Origin of the sequence: Rhodanobacter sp. ANJX3 (assembly GCF_014200755.1) — a bacterium.
GTDB lineage: Bacteria > Pseudomonadota > Gammaproteobacteria > Xanthomonadales > Rhodanobacteraceae > Rhodanobacter.
Genome location: NZ_JACHCM010000005.1, coordinates 32,467 through 48,223, shown reverse-complemented (window position 1 = coordinate 48,223; position 15,757 = coordinate 32,467). Strand labels below are relative to the sequence as shown.

The following is a 15,757-nucleotide window of genomic DNA, read 5'->3' as shown; positions in this document are numbered from 1 at the left end:
TGCCGGATGAAGCGGCGTTCGCTGCCCAACCGATCGAGCTCGATCCAGCTGCGACGACCGCTGCGATGCCCGGCGAACCCACCATCATCGACGCCAAGGTGTCACGCGTGGTGCTGTTCGACTTTGACGGGGTGCTGATTCACGCCGATTCGTTCGGGCTTTTCATACGCGATCGCTACAAGCGTTCGCTGCTGCGCAAGCTGCTGGTGCTGCCTACCGTGCCGTGGCTGCTTCTTGGCCTAATGGTGTCGTGGCGTTGGCCGGTGCGCACGCTAGTGCACATCGGTCTGCTCGGCGTCAGCGAGCCGCGCTACGCCGCGGCGGCCAAAGCATTCGCCGCCCAGCTGGTGCGTCGGCCCAAGCTGTTCTGTCGCGATGGCCTGCTGGCGCTGCGCCGGCATCAGGCCGCGGGCGACCGGGTGGTTGTGGTGACCGGCTGCGAGTACACCCTGGTCAGCGCTATGCTGCAGGAGCTCGGTCTGACCGATATCGAAGTGCTCGCCTCGCAGCTGCGGCCAAGCTGGCTGGGCATGCGGGTGAAGTCGCACAACGTAGGCAAGCGCAAACTGCAGGAGTTGGCGTCGCATGGCCTGCAGGCCTGGCGCGTGGCCTATAGCGATTCATCGCACGACATTCCGATGCTCAAGCCCGCAGCTGAGGCGGTGCTGGTAAATGGCACGCCCAAGCTGTGCAAGAAAATCGAGAGGGCGCTGGGCCGCAGCGTGAAACGCGTCGAGTGGTTCTGAGCGCCATGTCTTCTTCGCACAGCCACGAACGCCAGGGCGAGACGGCTTCGCTGCAGATCGTGCCTTTCGAGCCGGCGCTGCGGGAGCATTTCTATCGGCTCAACGCGCAGTGGCTGGAGCGGCATTTCCACATCGAGGATCTCGATCGCCGGGTGCTCACCGAACCGGAAACGCAGGTGCTGCAATCCGGCGGCGCGATCTTTTTCGCACGGCTCGGTGACAGCATCATCGGCACTTGTGCGCTGCTGCATGAGTCGCCCGGCGTGTACGAACTCACCAAGATGGGCGTGGACGAGAGCTTTCGCGGACACGGCGCGGGGCGGCGCTTGCTCGATGCGGCGATTGCCGAGTTCCATCGGCGCGAGGGCCGACGGCTGTTTCTCGAATCCAGCAGCCGGTTGACCACCGCCTTGCGCATGTACGAAAAAGCCGGCTTCGTGATGCAGCCGTCCACCCGTGCCGATTCGCATTACCGGCGCGCGGACGTGTACATGATTTATCAGTCGCCGGAGCCGGCGGCTATCGACGACTGAACGCAGCTCAGCGGGTGCCGCGCACCACGATGGTCTTGCCGGACACGTCGATCATGCGCTGCTCTTCGAGCTGCTTCAGCACCCGACCGACCATCTCGCGCGAACAGCCGACGATGCGGCTGACTTCCTGACGCGAAATGCGGATCTGCGTGCCGTCCGGGTGGGTCATGGAATCTGGCTCCTGGCATAGGTCCAGCAGCGTGCGCGAAATCCGGTTGGTCACATCCATGAAGGCCATGCGGCTGACTTGGCGCGAGGTGCGCAGCACTCGGGTGGTGAGCTGCGCGCCGATGGCGAAGAGGATTTTCGGGCATTCCTCGCGCAGCGAGGTTTCCATCAGCTGAAACAGGCGCTCGTAGCTGATCTCGGCCATCTCGCACGGTGTGCGCGTGCGCACTATCGACTCGCGCTGCGCCTGCTCCACAAACAGGCCCATTTCGCCGATGAACTGGCCACGACTGATGTATGCCAGGATCAGTTCGCGGCCCTGTTCGTCCTCGGTGCATACGACGAGCGAGCCGTCGATGACGTAATAAAGGGTGTTGGCCGGGTCGCCCGGCCGGATGATCGCGGTCTTGCCCGGATAGCGGCGGCGATGGCAAAGCGCAAGAAATCGCTCCATCGAGGCCGGATCGGGCGCAAGGCTGAGCGGCGCCTGGGAGCTTTCAAAAGCTTGCTGCAGCTGGTATTTGAGTTGCGCCACTATCATTCCCGCCGATGGTTTCATGCCGGCGGCAGCCAAGGCTTACCGCCCAATCAGTAGCCGTTGCCGTCCCCTGTTGGCCTGCATTATGGCAAACCTGAGCGACTTGCCGAAGGTTCAGTTTTTCGGCGTTTTACCGCATACTTCGCGGTCTTTCGGCGAAGGCAATGTTGCGTTGTCGCACGCCGGTCACAATGATCGCGGAAGGTTGCGGCCTGCGCGTCACACCATTCAGCGGGGACCCTTGTCGCTAACCCGCCTCTACTGCTGGCCTCATACCGCCATGGAGCGCCGTCTTGGTTAAACCACTTCCCCGTCTTCGCCTGCAGGGTTTCAACAACCTGACCAAGGCGTTGAGCTTCAACATCTACGACATCTGCTACGCGGTGTCCGAAGAGCAGCGCAGCAACTACATCGAGTACATCGACGATCAGTACGACGCCGACCGGCTGACCCAGATCCTCACCGATGTGGCCGAGATCATCGGCGCCAACATCCTCAACATCGCCCGCCAGGACTACGACCCGCAGGGCGCGTCGGTGACGATGCTGATTTCCGAGGAGCCGGTGCTGGAGAAGCTCGGTCGCGACACCATCACCGGTGCCGTGGTCGCGCACATGGACAAGAGCCACATTACTGTCCATACCTATCCGGAAACGCATCCGCACAACGGCATCGCCACCTTCCGCGCCGATATCGACGTGGCCACCTGCGGTGTGATCTCGCCGCTGAAGGCACTGAACTACCTGATCGACAGCTTCGAGTCGGACATCGTGGTGTGCGACTACCGCGTGCGCGGCTTCACCCGTGACGTGAAGGGCAAGAAGCACTTCATCGACCACAAGATCAACTCGGTGCAGGACTACCTTGCCAAGCACATTCGCCAGAAGTACGAGATGTTCGACGTCAACGTGTATCAGGAAAACATGTTCCACACGAAGATGCACATCAAGGACTTCGATCTGGACACGTACCTGTTCGACTCGCACGCCGACGATCTCTCGTTCAAGGAGCGCCAGCGCATCGAGTCGCTGCTGCGGCGCGAGATCGAGGAGCTGTTTCACGGCCGCAACCTGATGTAACGAAAAACCCGCCGAAAGGCGGCTTTTTTATAGCCGCACCCGCAAAGCCTGCGGGTCAGAGGCGATACGCGACCGCCTTCATCACCATCGAACTGAGAGACATCAGCTTAGGCAGCGGGAAGGGCAGGTCGATACCGCCGCGCTGCTGGGCCTCCTGCGCGTGGCGCACTTCGTCCGCCTGCATCTGCGTCAGCACCGCGCGCGAGCGTTCGTCCGCCGCGGGCAGTTTTTCCAGATGTTCCTGCAGATGCGCCTCGACCTGGCGCTCGGTTTCCACCACAAAGCCCAGGCTCAACGGGTCGCCGGCCAGCGCCGCAGCGGCGCCGATCGCATAGCTGCCGGCGTACCACAACGGATTGAGCAGGCTCGGGCGGCTGTCCAGCTCCTTCAGGCGGGCGGCGCACCAGGCCAGGTGATCGGTTTCCTCGTCGGCTGCATGCAGCAGGTGCTCGCGCGTATCGGCATGGCGTGCCAGCGCGGCCTGACCCAGGTACAGCGCCTGCGCGCAGACTTCGCCGGTGTGGTTGATCCGCATCAGGCCGGCGGCGTGGCGGCGCTCGGCGTCGTCCAGATCCGCTTCCATCACCGCGCTGCCGGGTGAAGGGCGCTGCGCGGCGGGCGATCCGGCCACCGCTTCCAGCGCGCGCTCGCACTGAGCGAGCAGCCGGTCGATCAGCGTCAGGGTACGGACAGTCATGGCGGCTCCTGATTTCATTGGAAAATTGCTTACGAGGTGTTCATTGGCCGGGTCCTGCCCGGCATGGCAGCAAATGCTGCCAGCGGCGAAAGACCCGATGGGAATGCCATTGGACAACAGTAACCGTGGCAGCAACAGCATGGCAGCTTGCCGCAGACCGCTCGCGGCCGGGGATCAACGGTTTCCCAACGCGCCGCGCAGCATGTCACGCAGAGCTCCGACAGGTGCCGGTAACCTGCCCATCCCGGACACAACCGTTGCCATTGCGTCCGCCGGACCGGGCTTGCCATGCCGTACACGGTTGTCGTCTCTGGGGGGACTTTTCAAGCGGCGGGTGCATCATGCTATGATTACCAGCTCACAGCCGGACCAACGTCGGGCTTGCACCGTAGATGACGGCTCCGCTATCATCTCGCGCCTCTGATCGACCGATGATATGCACCGCCTCACGGCGGCAGAACAGGTATTCTGAAATGAAAACGTTTAGCGCCAATGCAGACAACGTCAAGCGCGACTGGTTCGTGGTCGATGCCACGGACAAGACGCTCGGTCGCCTGTCGACCGAAATTGCACATCGCCTGCGCGGCAAGCACAAGCCGGAGTACACCCCGCATTGCGATACCGGCGATTATATCGTCGTGATCAATGCGCAGAAGGTGCACGTCACCGGCCGCAAGCTGGACGACAAGAAGTACCACCGCTTTACCGGTTACATCGGCAACCTGAAGACCACCAGCCTCAAGGATCTGCTCGCTACCTACCCGGAGCGTGTGATTGAGACCGCCGTCAAGGGCATGCTGCCGAAAAATTCCCTGGGCCGCGAGATGTATCGCAAGCTCAAGGTCTACGGCGGTGCCGAGCATCCGCATACCGCACAGCAGCCGCAGGCGCTGGAACTCTAAGGAATCATCATGTCGATCCAGCAGAATTACGGCACCGGCCGCCGCAAAACCTCCGCCGCCCGCGTGTTCCTTCGCAAGGGCAATGGCCAGATCGTGGTCAACGGCAAGTCGCTCGAGCAGTTCTTCGGTCGCGAGACCTCCTGCATGATCGTGCGTCAGCCGCTTGAGCTGACCGATAACACCAGCAAGTTCGACATCCTGGTGACGGTCGCTGGTGGCGGCATCACCGGCCAGGCCGGCGCGATCCGTCTGGGCATCGCTCGCGCTCTGATCGAGTACGACGAAACCCTGAAGTCGCCACTGCGCAAGGCTGGCTTTGTGACCCGCGACGCTCGCGAAGTCGAGCGTAAAAAGGTCGGTCTGCACAAAGCACGTCGCGCCACCCAGTTCTCCAAGCGCTAATTCCCTACCGAATTGCGTTTGTCGGTTCGATGCACCAAAGTCAGAGCGCATCGATCCAGCAGTTTTTGGGAGATCGTCTAACGGTAGGACGACAGCCTCTGACGCTGTCTATCTAGGTTCGAATCCTAGTCTCCCAGCCAAAATAAAAAACCCGCCCCAGTGGCGGGTTTTTTATTTTCGTTGGGAGGCAAAGGAGACGAACCACGTTACTCGGCACATCCTGTGCCTCGCCCTTCGGGCCATCGGCTGCGCCGATGTTCGCTTCGGCATCCTGCCTTCGCAGTCGACAATTTTGTCTGGATTGTAGACAGCCGAAGGCTGGTCCCGCGAAGCGGAGTTGGTCTCAAGGATGGGACCAACAATCCAGGCCGTTCGGCCAAGGGGAGCGAACCAGTCCGGCTTCTTGCATATGGAAAATTCAAAGCATCACACCGAAATCGCGCCCCGTTCTTTCAATCTGGATTGATCTGATTGCAACCTATCGCTAGACAGACCGTACCTGGTTACATATTCCTAGCGAGACATGCGCGGACACCCCGTCGCCCCTCGTCCTTACAAGCAATTGCCTAACCTGGGAGCAATATTGCAGTTACGATAGGATGAAGATGCATCTCACAAGGAATCTTCATCGTGAACACTGCACCAAGGATTGCGAGGTTGTTGTTTGGATGCTTTGGCCTTCTCGCAGTCGCTGCTTGCTCACCATCCACGCCGCCTCCAGCCTCAGGACATCACGCATTGCCCGTGACTGTTCCTTTCCCGATGGACAAAGCAGGGCAAACCGCTCGAATCGAGTTCTCAGTGGTTGAAGGTCAAGCCAACCTCAAGCGCCGCTTCATGGTGGGTCTGGATTTTCCACAGACGCAAGATGGAAGCATCGAGAACGTGATTCAGCAAAAAGATGTGCCTGTTCAGGTTCAGGTCTTTTCGGTTGACCAGGGCAAGATGGTTCCCATCCCAACGGAAGATGAGCAAACCATCTTGGCGGTCTCCAATGGAGCTACACCGAAAGCAGACAGCGACATCGCGAACTTGCATCTCCATGCATACCAAGGAGGAGCATCCACTTGCCTCGTTGCCGGGTTTTATCCATCGCACTACGGTCACTATGTTGCGGTGGTCAAAACCGTAAAGGATCTGCCGATGTTTAAAAACATCCAGACCGAATTGAAGGTTGACGAGTTTTACAACACAGGCGAATGAGGACTCATCATGGATGATAAATACACCGTTACCGTTTACCTCGCTGCACCCGGCACGCCTTTGGTCAACGAGCCGCCTGGCACAACATCGGGACCGGGGCACATGTTTTATACGACAAGCAATGGTCACGACACGCCCAAGAGTTTTGGCTTTGCTCCCATCCAACATGGAAGCATGGATGGGCCGGGCGGCATCACTATTGACGACAACATCAATTACAAAGACCCCATCTATTCAAGGACGATGGAAGTCAGCAAAGCCCAATACGACAAGCTCAACGAATTTGGTGCGCATCCCGAAAAGTTTGGCTTCGATAAGTACTACAAAGATGTCCGGCACAACTGTGTGGACTTCACCTGGGCTGGCCTAAATCATGCCGGTATTGAGCGCCAAAACCATGCAGACATTACTCTGCCCGGCGCGCCCCTCGGGCCCAGCGTTCGACTTCCTTTACCGGGACACGGTGAAGGCAAGAGTGCGCTTCGACCCGCTGAGAATGTGGATGATGTCAAAAGCATCAAGGACCCGGTTCCAGGCAGCCCCCTCAACAGCTCTCACTCCAATCCGATGCCCGCTCACCGAAGTGTGTTGCAGCATCTTTTGAGTGAGCAGCAATTGAATGACCCCAAGCATCCCGACTACGCCATGTATCAACAGGCAAGGGCGGGGGTAGGCAAAATTGATGCCGAACATGGTCGGACGCCAACAATTCACAGTGACAACTTGGCTGCGTCCTTGGTGGTTTCGGCTCGGGCCGGTGGTCTGAATCAAATTGACCACGTCATGGTTGGCTCGGACGGCTCGCGCATCTTTGCCATGGAGGGCCAAATCAAGGCGGGGCATGGGCTCGACGGGAAGATGGTTTATGTGGAAACCATGCAAGGACTCAATACCCCGGTGAATCAAAGCAGTGCAAATTGGCCACAAGCCATGCAGCAGGGTCAACAGGTGCAGGCTCAAGCTCAGCAGCAACAGGTGGCACAGGTTCAACAGCAAGCGCCAACCCAACAACCCGGCGCCGTAATGGGCTAGGTTGGGTTGAGCCCATGATGGCTTACCTTGACGTGACTATTTGTCAGGCACTTTTGAAGCGCAAAATTTTGCCCAAGAAAAAAGCCCACTCGATTTCTTATGTGGGGCTTGGACTTTCAGGACTTACCGCAGAACCTAGGCTTTTGCCGTCCTCTTAGCGGCGGTCTTTTTGACTGCTTTCTTAGCGGCCTTCTTCACGGCTTTCTTTGCAGCTTTGGCGGGAGCCTTTGTGGCCACCCCATCAATCAGAAGGCTCTCAGCGGTCACCCCCCGTTTCTTGATGGCCTGAGTAAACCAAAGAGGCCGTTTGCCACGACCAGACCAGGTCTTCGTCGGGTCAACAAGGTCACGGTACTTGGGGGTTACAGCACCTTTCTTGCTCGTCGCTTTCCTGCCGCCACGGGTTGGATAGATCTCAGCCAACGTCAGACCACTATTACTGAGCAGATGATCAATTTTCTTTCTGACGTCCTCAATCAAATTACTGTGTGCATTTTTCATTTTGGCGTTGGCGTCGGCGATGACCGCTTGAAGTTCTTTAGGGGAAAGGTTTTCGAGGTTGATGGGCATGGGGCTTCTCAATGTGGGGGAGTCGACAGTTGTACAGCTTTATCTATTTTCTCACCAACCCCCGCGCCAACCCCCGCAAATGCGCATCCGTCGTACCCCCGCGCAACTCAAACGCCGTCAGCCTCTTAAAGTAATGACTGACATCAAGCTCGTCCGTCATGCCCATGCCACCGTGGATCTGCACGGCTTGCTGGCCGACGAAGCGTGCGGCCTGGCCGATGGAAACCTTGGCGGCCGATAGCGCGGCGCGTCGCACGTTGGCGTCGGCATCGGTGCAGCGCGAGGTGGCGAGGTAGGACATCGAGCGCGCCTGTTCGGCGTACATCAGCATGTCGGCCATCCGGTGCTGCAGGGCCTGGAAGCTGCCGATGGGTACGCCGAACTGGTTGCGCGAGCGGCTGTAGTCGATGGTGGCGGCGAGGATGCGGTCGAGCGCGCCGACGGCTTCGGCGCAGAGCGCGGCCAGGCCAAAATCGATGACGAGCTGCAGGCCGGTCGTGGCATCGCCGCCGAGCCGCGTGTCGGCACCGGCAGAAGCATGCTTGAGTTCGAGATGGGCCGCGCGCTGATCGTCGACGGTGCGGTAGCCGTGGCGTGTGAGGCCTTGCATGTCGGCGGGCAGCGCGAACAGCGCGACTTCGTCGCTGCCCTTGATGCGCGCGGAGACTAGCAACAGGTCGGCGATGTCGGCGTGGTACACGGCCGGCTTGTGCCCGCTCAGCGTCCAGCCGTCGCCTTCCGGTGTGGCTTCGACGCCGAGGCCTTTGCTCGCGTCGTCATGCGCGAGCACGGCGATGGTTTCGCCGCCGGCGAGCGCGGGCAGCCAGCGCTCGCGCTGCTGCGCACTGGCGAGCTGCACGATAGCCTGGGTGGCGACGATGGCGCTGGCGTGAAACGGTTCGAGCAGCAGGCCTTCGCCGACCGCGTTGGAGACCAGCATCGCGCCGATCGCGCCGGCACCGATGCCGCCGTCGTCTTCCGGGATGGTCAGCGCCAACAGGCCCAGATCGGCCAGCTGCGACCAGGTATCGCGCGACCAGCCGTCGGCGCCCTCGCGAATCTTCATGCGGTGCGCGAAGCTGTAGTCCTTCGCGATCAGGCGGCGGGTGGTTTCCAGCAGCATCTGCTGCTCGTCGTTGAATGAAAAATCCATGCTGGTTATCCCCGTAGCCTGAGAATCATCTGGGCGATGATGTTGCGCTGGATCTCGTTGGATCCGCCGTAGATCGAGAGCTTGCGCAGGTTGAGGTAGTCGGCCATCGCGCGCGGCACGTCGTCGCTGTCGCCGTGACCGTCGAAGGCCAGCGCGTCGGCGCCGAGCACGTCGACCTGCAGCTCGGCGATGCGCTGGCGAATTTCGGTGCCGCGAATTTTCAACATCGAGGCCTGCGGGCCGGGCGCCTTTTTCTGTTCGGCGTCGAAGATCACGCGCAGGTTGGTGATTTCCAGCGCGGTGAGATCGATCTCCACCTGGGCGATGCGCGCGGCGATCATCGCATCCTCGAGCAGCGGTTTGCCGTCGAGCTGTCGCGCGGCGGCCATCTCTTTGAGCCGCTTCAGCTCGCGCTTGGAGCCGCCGATGCCGGCGATATTGGTGCGCTCGTGGCCGAGCAGAAACTTGGCGTAGGTCCAGCCGTCGTTCTCTTCGCCGATGCGGTTGGCGACGGGCACGCGCACATTGTCGAACCAGATCTCGTTGACCTCGTGCGTGCCGTCGAGCAGCCGCGTCGGCTGCACTTTCATGCCGGGCGACTTCATGTCGATCAGCAGAAACGAAATGCCCTGCTGCGCCTTGGCGCCGGCATCGGTGCGCACCAGGCAGAAGATCCAGTCCGCGTACTGGCCCAGCGTGTTCCACACTTTCTGGCCGTTGACGACGTATTCCTCGCCATCGCGCACGGCGCGGGTTTTCAACGACGCCAGATCGGAGCCGGAGCCGGGCTCGGAATAGCCCTGGCACCACCAGTCCTCGCCGGACAGAATGCGCGGCAGAAAGCGCGCCTGCTGCTCGGCATTGCCGTAGCGCATCATCACCGGCGCGACCATTTTCAGGCCGAACGGCAGCTGGATCGGCGCATCGGCCAGCGCGCATTCGGTCTCGAAAATGTATTGCTGGGTGGTGCTCCAGCCGGTGCCACCGAAGGCCTTCGGCCACGCCGGCGCGCCCCAGCCGTGCTGGTGCAGAATCGACTGCCAGCGCGGAATGTCCTGCGCAATCTGGCTGTCGTCGCCGCGGCCGATGCGCGTGCTGATCTCGCTCGGCAGATGCGCTTTCAGAAACGCGCGCACCTCGTCGCGAAAGGCGTTTTCTTCAGCGTTGAAATCGAGGTCCATGAAGGCTCCGTGGCAACTGTGTTGGATCGTGTTGAAAAAAGGCGCGTCAGAACCAGCTGTCGCGCATGTCCAGCGTGCTGCGGTCGAGTGAGGCGAGCAGATCGAGTTGCGCGCTGACCTTGGGCAACTCCCACGCAAAGAAATACTGCGCGGCCTGCCGCTTGCCGTGATGGAAATCGCTGTCCTTGCCGTGCGCGGCCGCAGCCTGCTGCAGCCAGATCCAGGCGATCACGATATGGCCGAAAGCTTCCAGATACACGCTGGCGTTGGCCAGCGTCAGCAGCGGATCGCCGGCGGACCACAGCGTGCGCGTGACCTGCTGCAGCCGCTGCAGCTGGGCGTGCAGGGCGTCGGCATGCGGCGCCAACCCGGCGAGCTTTCGCGCCGCGTCGATCGTGGCGGCGACGCGGGCGCTGAATTGTGCCAGCGCGGCGCCGTCGTTCATCGTGACCTTGCGCCCGAGCAGGTCCAGCGCCTGGATGCCGTGGGTACCTTCGTGGATCGGGTTGAGGCGGTTGTCGCGATAGAACTGCTCGACCTTGTACTCGCGCGTGTAGCCGTAGCCGCCGTGGATCTGGATGGCTAAATCGTTGCCCGCCAGGCACCACTGCGACGGCCAGCTCTTGGCGATCGGCGTGAGCAGCTCGAGCAGCTGTTCCAGCGCGGCGCGTTCGCTTTGGTCGGCGGTGACGCGCGCCTGATCGACCAGCAGCGCGCAATACAGGTTCAGGCCGAGCGCGCCTTCGGCGTACGATTTCTGCGCCAGCAGCATGCGGCGCACGTCGGCGTGTTCGATGATCGGCTGCTGCTTGCTGCTGCGTGAGCCGAGCGTGCGGCCCTGCGGACGATGGCGCGCGTAGTCGAGCGAATGCAGATATGCGGTGTAGCCCAGCGCGGTGGCGCCCAGGCCGATGCCGATGCGCGCCTCGTTCATCATGTGGAACATGCAGGCCAGGCCGCCGTGCAGCGGGCCCACCAGGTAACCGACCGCGCCGGCCTTGCCGCCCGGTTTATACGTGGTGCCTTCGCCGAAATTCAGTAGCGTGTTGACGATGCCGCGATAGCCCATCTTGTGGTTGATGCCGGCCAGGCGCACGTCGTTGCGCTCGCCGAGCGAACCGTCTTCGTTGACCAGATATTTGGGCACCAGCAGCAGCGACAGCCCTTTGACGCCGGGAATGCTCTGGCCGTCCGTATCGACCGTGCGCGCCAGCACCAGATGCACGATATTGCCGCCGAGCTCGTGATCGCCGCCGGAGATCCACATCTTGTTGCCGCTGACGCGATACTGCGGGCCGAACGGCGATTCGCCCTCGTACTGCGCGCGCGTGGCAACGTCGGCCAGCGATGAGCCGGCCTGCGGCTCGGACAGGCACATGGTGCCGAACCACTCGCCGCGCAGCTGCGGCTCGGCGAACGCGGCGATCTGCGCCGCGTTGCCGTGATGCAGCAGCAGGCGGGCGTTGGCCAGCGACAGTAGCGGATACGCGGTGGTCGAGATATTGGCCGCGCACAGATACGACCAGGCGGCTTTCTCGATCACCGTGGGCAGCTGCATGCCGCCGCGCTCGTAGTCCTGCGTGGCCGCAGGCAAACCCGCTTCGGCAAACGCCTGCAGCGCCGGGCCGATCTCGTCGATGAGGGTGACGCGCTCGCCGTCGAACTGCGGCTCAATGCGGTCGGCCTTCTGATAGTGCGGCGCAAACTTTTCATTGGCCAGACGTTCGCAGGCGTCGAGCACGGCGTCGTAGGTTTCACGGCCGTGATCGGCGTAGCGGCTCGCCTTTGTCAGCGTAACGACGTCGAGCCATTCGTACAGCTGGAACTCCAGATCGCGCCGCGACATCAGCAGCTCGTTGCTCACGCCGGCAACACCTCGAACAGGCCGGCAGCGCCCTGGCCGCCGCCGATGCACATGGTGGCGACCACGTATTTCGCGCCGCGCCGGCGGCCTTCGATCAGCGCGTGGCCGACCAGTCGCGCGCCGCTGACGCCGTACGGATGGCCAACCGCGATGGCGCCGCCGTTGACGTTGAGCTTTTCCGGATCGATGCCGAGCTTGTCCATGCAGTACAGCACCTGCACGGCGAAGGCTTCGTTGAGCTCCCACAGATCGATGTCGTCGACGGTGAGGCCGGCGCGCTTGAGCAGCTTGGGCACGGCGAACACCGGCCCGAAGCCCATTTCGTCGGGCTCGCAGCCGGCTACCGCAAAGCCGCGGAAAATGCCCAGCGGCTTCATTCCGTGCTTGGCCGCGTAATCCGCGTCGGCAATCACCGCGGCCGATGCGCCGTCGGAAAACTGGCTGGCGTTGCCGGCGGAAATCACGCCGCCGGGAATGGCCGGTCGAATCGTCGATACGCCTTCATACGTGGTGTCTGGACGAATGCCTTCGTCGGCGAGCAGGGTGACCTCGCGCGTGAACAGCCGGCCGGTGGCCTTGTCGGCCACGCCGGCCAATACGGTGATCGGCACGATCTCTTCGTTGAAGCGTCCGGCGGCCTGCGAGGCGGCGGCGCGCTGCTGGCTCTGCGCGCCGTAGCGGTCCTGGCGCTCGCGCGAGATGTCGTAGCGCTTGGCTACGGTCTCGGCGGTGCGCAGCATCGGCCAGTAGATTTCCGGCTTGTTTTCGCGCAGCCAGCCTTCGGTAAACATGTGCGTGTTGGCGACGTTCTGCACGCAGGAAATGCTTTCCACACCGCCGGCCACAAACACGTCGCCTTCGCCGGCGATGACGCGCTGCGCGGCCATCGCGATGGACTGCAGGCCGGACGAGCAGAAGCGGTTGATGGTGGCACCGGGCACGCTCACCGGCAGGCCGGCACGCAGCGCGATCTGCCGCGCGATATTGCCGCCGTCGGCGCCTTCGGGGTACGCGCAGCCGATAAGCACATCTTCGATGGCGCCGGGCTCCACGTCGGCGCGTTCGACCGCGTGCGCGACCACGTGGCCACCCATGGTCGCACCGTGGGTCATGTTGAGTGCGCCCTTCCAGCTTTTGGCCAGCGCGGTGCGTGCGGTGGAAACGATGAGTGCTTCTTTCATGCGGGCTTCGCCGATGTGTTGAAGGACTGGCCGGCGTCGGCCAGTTGCTGGAGGAGGGGCGCGGGCTTCCACGCGTCGCCCTGATAGCCTTTGGCGTAGCGGTTCATCGCCGCCACGACATTTTTCAGGCCGACGGTATCGGCATAAAACATCGGGCCGCCGCGCCACACCGGAAAGCCGTAGCCGGCCAGGTACACGACGTCGATGTCCGAGGCCTTGGCGGCGATGCCTTCTTCGAGAATGTGCGCGCCCTCGTTGACCAGCGAATAGATCAGCCGCTCGACGATTTCCTTGTCCTCGATCTTGCGCCGCGTGACGCCGATGTCGGCCGAGTGCTTGACGATCAGCGCGTCGACCTCGGCCGACGGATGCGCGGTGCGGTCGCCTGCCTTGTAGTCGTACCAGCCGGCGCCGGTTTTCTGGCCGAAGCGGCCCAGCTCGCACAGCAGGTCGGCGGTTTTCGAATAGGTCATGTCCGGCTTTTCCTGATAGCGCCGCTTGCGGATCGCCGAGCCGATGTCGTTGCCGGCCAGATCGCCCATGCGGAACGGGCCCATCGCGAAACCGATTTTTTCGATCGCCTTGTCGACCTGCTGCGGCGTCGCGCCTTCGTCCAGCAGAAAGCCGGCCTGGCGGCTGTACTGCTCGATCATGCGGTTGCCGATAAAGCCGTCGCAGACGCCCGAGACCACGGCGGTCTTTTTGATTTTTTTGGCCAGCGCCATCACCGTGGCCAGCACGTCTTTGGCGGTGTCCTTGCCGCGTACGACCTCGAGCAGCTTCATCACGTTGGCGGGGCTGAAGAAGTGCGTGCCCAGCACGTCCTGCGGCCGTGAAGTGAAGTGGGCGATGCGGTCGACGTCGAGGGTGGAGGTATTGCTGGCGAGAATCGCGCCGGGCTTGGCCACCTTGTCGAGCTGCTCGAACACCGCCTTCTTGGCGTCGTACTCCTCGAACACCGCCTCGATGATCATGTCGGCCTCGCCGAGGTCGGCATACTGCAGCGTCGGCGTCAGCAGGCCCATGCGCTGCTCCACCTGCTCGGCGGTCATACGGCCCTTCTTGGCGCTGTTGTCGTAATTCTTGCGGATGGTGGCCAGACCGCGGTCGAGGAACTCCTGCTTCACCTCAAGAATCGTCACCGGGATGCCGGCGTTGAGGAAATTCATCGCGATGCCGCCGCCCATGGTGCCGGCACCGATGATGCCGACGCGCTTGATCTCGCGCGGCTTCACGTCGCTGCCGACGTCGGCGATCTTGCTGGCGGCGCGCTCGGCGAAAAACGCGTGGCGCAGCGCCTTGGATTCGGTGGTTTCCATCAGCGCCATAAAGCCCGCGCGCTCGACCTTCATGCCCTCGTCGAACGGCTTGAGCACCGCCGCCTCGATCGCTTCGAGGCAGCGCAGCGGCGCGGGGTAGGGACCGGACGCCGCAGCAATGGCGGTGCGCGAGAAGCCGAGGAATCCCTCGGCGTTGGGGTGATCGATTTCCCAGTCGCGCACGTGCGGCAGCGGCTTGCCCGCGGCCACCACTTCGTGCGCCAGCGCGATGGCGGCGTCCTGCGCGTCGCCGTCGGTGATGCGATCGAACAGGCGCGTATCGGCCAGCTTCTTCGCCGGCACCGGCGTACCGGACACGATCATGTTGAGCGCGTTTTCCAGACCCGCCGCCCGCGGCAGGCGCTGCGTGCCGCCCGCGCCCGGCAGCAGGCCGATTTTCACTTCCGGCAGGCCGACCAGCGCATCGGCCGAGGCCACGCGGTAGTTCACACCCAGCGACAGCTCCAGGCCACCGCCCAGAGCGGTGCCGTTGATCGCGACGATGACCGGCTTGGGGCTGGCCTCGTAGGCGTCGATCACGCTGTGCAGCGAGGGCTCCATCATCATCTGCGGCGTGTTGAACTCGCGGATGTCGGCGCCGCCGGAAAAATAGCTGGGGCCGCCGGTGAGGACGATGGCCTTGACCGCCTCATTCTCCAGCGCCGCGTCGAGCGCATCGATCAGGCCGCGGCGAATGGTCAGGCCGAGGCCGTTGACCGGCGGGTTGCTGAAGGTGATGACCGCGACGGTGTCGTGGATCGCTGTGGTGACGGACATACGGGAATTCCTGAGCTGTCGACGATGAGGTGAGATTTCGCCCGCGCGTCGAGTGGATCAACGCGCACCTACGTAGGTATGTGGGCTTCGAATAGCGGGCCCACTCGCCGGGCCGAAACAACAGCGAGCGGCGCTGTAAGTTCTGCTGTATGAAACAATATTTTGGGTAGGCGGACCGATGCTATCGGCGCTAGAAAGCGAACGCAAGCGCGTCACGGAATCTTAATTTGTCGCGCTGCAGCAGGAATTTTCTTCACCTTCCAAGACTTGCGCCGGCAAGCCGGCGAGGCCTACGCTACGGCTCGATCAGGCTGTTTAAGTTTCATCATACGAAAGTAAATTTTGCAGTCTCTGAGTGTCAACGCTGTGGTGGGCGATGGATCAGATGCTGCCGAGTCGAGCTTTCGCGGAG

15 protein-coding genes and 1 tRNA gene are annotated in these 15,757 nt (G+C 62.3%); 8 read left to right on the top strand and 8 right to left on the bottom strand.

Annotated elements, in window-relative coordinates; translation table 11 throughout:
* Positions 1–65 precede the first annotated feature (65 nt).
* Entirely contained in the window at positions 66–746 is a 681-nt protein-coding gene (locus HDE76_RS14345; RefSeq protein ID WP_179482643.1) for a haloacid dehalogenase-like hydrolase, read from the top strand.
* Positions 747–751: 5 nt separating this feature from the next.
* Positions 752–1,279 (top strand): GNAT family N-acetyltransferase, encoded by a 528-nt coding sequence (locus HDE76_RS14340; RefSeq protein ID WP_179482520.1) that lies wholly within the window; start codon positions 752–754, stop codon positions 1,277–1,279.
* Positions 1,280–1,286: 7 nt separating this feature from the next.
* On the opposite strand, the gene crp is transcribed toward HDE76_RS14340, so the two are convergent.
* The gene (gene crp, locus HDE76_RS14335; protein ID WP_255457917.1) at positions 1,287–1,901 is read right to left on the bottom strand and encodes a cAMP-activated global transcriptional regulator CRP; all 615 of its coding nucleotides are present in this window, start codon (positions 1,899–1,901) and stop codon (positions 1,287–1,289) included.
* Positions 1,902–2,278: 377 nt separating this feature from the next.
* Between crp and speD the strand changes: the two genes are divergently transcribed.
* A complete protein-coding gene (gene speD, locus HDE76_RS14330) occupies positions 2,279–3,064 on the top strand; it encodes an adenosylmethionine decarboxylase (protein WP_179482522.1) in 786 nt (261 codons plus the stop codon).
* 55 nt (positions 3,065–3,119) lie between these two features.
* Here speD and coq7 read toward each other — a convergent pair whose 3' ends face one another.
* Positions 3,120–3,761, bottom strand: coding sequence for a 2-polyprenyl-3-methyl-6-methoxy-1,4-benzoquinone monooxygenase (gene coq7 / locus HDE76_RS14325; RefSeq protein WP_179482524.1), 642 nt, complete (start codon positions 3,759–3,761; stop codon positions 3,120–3,122).
* Between the two features lie 473 nt (positions 3,762–4,234).
* Here coq7 and rplM point away from each other — a divergent pair, with 473 nt between their 5' ends.
* The 5 genes from rplM (at position 4,235) to HDE76_RS14300 (ending at position 7,300) form a co-directional block, all read left to right on the top strand.
* Positions 4,235–4,663 carry a 50S ribosomal protein L13 gene (gene rplM, locus HDE76_RS14320; RefSeq protein WP_179482526.1) on the top strand — a complete coding sequence of 143 codons (429 nt, stop codon included), beginning with the start codon at positions 4,235–4,237 and terminating at the stop codon, positions 4,661–4,663.
* Between the two features lie 9 nt (positions 4,664–4,672).
* On the top strand, positions 4,673–5,065 hold the full coding sequence (gene rpsI / locus HDE76_RS14315) for a 30S ribosomal protein S9 (protein ID WP_179482528.1): 393 nt from the start codon (positions 4,673–4,675) through the stop codon (positions 5,063–5,065).
* A gap of 66 nt (positions 5,066–5,131) precedes the next feature.
* Positions 5,132–5,205, top strand: a tRNA-Gln gene (locus tag HDE76_RS14310).
* Between the two features lie 490 nt (positions 5,206–5,695).
* Entirely contained in the window at positions 5,696–6,268 is a 573-nt protein-coding gene (locus HDE76_RS14305; RefSeq protein WP_184508574.1) for a hypothetical protein, read from the top strand.
* A 9-nt stretch (positions 6,269–6,277) separates the two neighbouring features.
* On the top strand, positions 6,278–7,300 hold the full coding sequence (locus HDE76_RS14300) for an XVIPCD domain-containing protein (protein ID WP_179482563.1): 1,023 nt from the start codon (positions 6,278–6,280) through the stop codon (positions 7,298–7,300).
* Positions 7,301–7,435: 135 nt separating this feature from the next.
* On the opposite strand, the gene HDE76_RS14295 is transcribed toward HDE76_RS14300, so the two are convergent.
* The 6 genes from HDE76_RS14295 to HDE76_RS14270 are packed head-to-tail and all read right to left on the bottom strand — an operon-like array spanning position 7,436 to position 15,345.
* Entirely contained in the window at positions 7,436–7,870 is a 435-nt protein-coding gene (locus HDE76_RS14295; RefSeq protein WP_184508571.1) for an H-NS histone family protein, read from the bottom strand.
* A gap of 43 nt (positions 7,871–7,913) precedes the next feature.
* Positions 7,914–9,023, bottom strand: a complete 1,110-nt coding sequence (locus tag HDE76_RS14290; RefSeq protein WP_184508568.1) for an acyl-CoA dehydrogenase family protein — start codon at positions 9,021–9,023, stop codon at positions 7,914–7,916.
* A 5-nt stretch (positions 9,024–9,028) separates the two neighbouring features.
* Positions 9,029–10,204, bottom strand: coding sequence for an acyl-CoA dehydrogenase family protein (locus HDE76_RS14285; RefSeq protein WP_179482569.1), 1,176 nt, complete (start codon positions 10,202–10,204; stop codon positions 9,029–9,031).
* A gap of 46 nt (positions 10,205–10,250) precedes the next feature.
* Positions 10,251–12,068 (bottom strand): acyl-CoA dehydrogenase, encoded by a 1,818-nt coding sequence (locus HDE76_RS14280; protein WP_218862565.1) that lies wholly within the window; start codon positions 12,066–12,068, stop codon positions 10,251–10,253.
* Entirely contained in the window at positions 12,065–13,249 is a 1,185-nt protein-coding gene (locus HDE76_RS14275) for an acetyl-CoA C-acyltransferase (RefSeq protein WP_184508565.1), read from the bottom strand. Before HDE76_RS14275 ends, HDE76_RS14280 begins: the two co-directional genes overlap by 4 nt.
* Entirely contained in the window at positions 13,246–15,345 is a 2,100-nt protein-coding gene (locus HDE76_RS14270) for a 3-hydroxyacyl-CoA dehydrogenase NAD-binding domain-containing protein (protein ID WP_184508561.1), read from the bottom strand. The genes HDE76_RS14275 and HDE76_RS14270 overlap by 4 nt, the downstream gene beginning before the upstream one ends.
* Positions 15,346–15,757: the final 412 nt, after the last annotated feature.

Excerpts from the sequence above, each read along its gene's own strand:
- HDE76_RS14345 (WP_179482643.1), top strand. The coding sequence starts at position 66 with ATGCCCGGCGAACCCACCATCATCGACGCCAAGGTGTCACGCGTGGTG.
- HDE76_RS14340 (WP_179482520.1), top strand. The coding sequence starts at position 752 with ATGTCTTCTTCGCACAGCCACGAACGCCAGGGCGAGACGGCTTCGCTG.
- crp (WP_255457917.1), bottom strand. The coding sequence starts at position 1,901 with ATGGAGCGATTTCTTGCGCTTTGCCATCGCCGCCGCTATCCGGGCAAG.
- coq7 (WP_179482524.1), bottom strand. The coding sequence starts at position 3,761 with ATGACTGTCCGTACCCTGACGCTGATCGACCGGCTGCTCGCTCAGTGC.
- rplM (WP_179482526.1), top strand. The coding sequence starts at position 4,235 with ATGAAAACGTTTAGCGCCAATGCAGACAACGTCAAGCGCGACTGGTTC.
- rpsI (WP_179482528.1), top strand. The coding sequence starts at position 4,673 with ATGTCGATCCAGCAGAATTACGGCACCGGCCGCCGCAAAACCTCCGCC.
- HDE76_RS14300 (WP_179482563.1), top strand. The coding sequence starts at position 6,278 with ATGGATGATAAATACACCGTTACCGTTTACCTCGCTGCACCCGGCACG.
- HDE76_RS14295 (WP_184508571.1), bottom strand. The coding sequence starts at position 7,870 with ATGCCCATCAACCTCGAAAACCTTTCCCCTAAAGAACTTCAAGCGGTC.
- HDE76_RS14290 (WP_184508568.1), bottom strand. The coding sequence starts at position 9,023 with ATGGATTTTTCATTCAACGACGAGCAGCAGATGCTGCTGGAAACCACC.
- HDE76_RS14285 (WP_179482569.1), bottom strand. The coding sequence starts at position 10,204 with ATGGACCTCGATTTCAACGCTGAAGAAAACGCCTTTCGCGACGAGGTG.
- HDE76_RS14275 (WP_184508565.1), bottom strand. The coding sequence starts at position 13,249 with ATGAAAGAAGCACTCATCGTTTCCACCGCACGCACCGCGCTGGCCAAA.
- HDE76_RS14270 (WP_184508561.1), bottom strand. The coding sequence starts at position 15,345 with ATGTCCGTCACCACAGCGATCCACGACACCGTCGCGGTCATCACCTTC.